This is a genomic window from Limimaricola sp. G21655-S1 (genome assembly GCF_027213785.1).
In the GTDB taxonomy this organism is placed as follows: Bacteria; Pseudomonadota; Alphaproteobacteria; order Rhodobacterales; family Rhodobacteraceae; genus Limimaricola.
Window position 1 is genome coordinate 1 of the sequence record NZ_JAPWGO010000335.1, and the last position, 257, is coordinate 257.

Below are 257 nucleotides of genomic sequence, written 5' to 3' on the forward strand. Positions count from 1 at the left end.
GATCTTGACCGGCTGCGACACAGCTACGGCATCGACACCGCCACCCTGAGCGGTGCGGCCCTCTGTAAAGCGGAGCCTTTGTATCAAACCCCGCCCGCAGGCGCGCTCCATTGGCGCGAAGTCTGGAGCTGTGCGGCCCCCGGTGAATTGGGCACGCGGTACGCGGAGCTGTTCCAGAGACAGGGAGGGGCCATCCGAATTGGCGATGCCAGCACGCTGCGCCGTGCGGGCCACGCCTGGGAGGTGCAGACCGACAC

At 67.3% G+C, this 257-nt stretch carries 1 pseudogene; it reads left to right on the top strand.

From position 1 onward, the window contains the following. Nucleotides 1-257 (top strand): annotated as a pseudogene (locus tag O4G76_RS20990) (FAD-binding oxidoreductase); the annotation flags it as partial.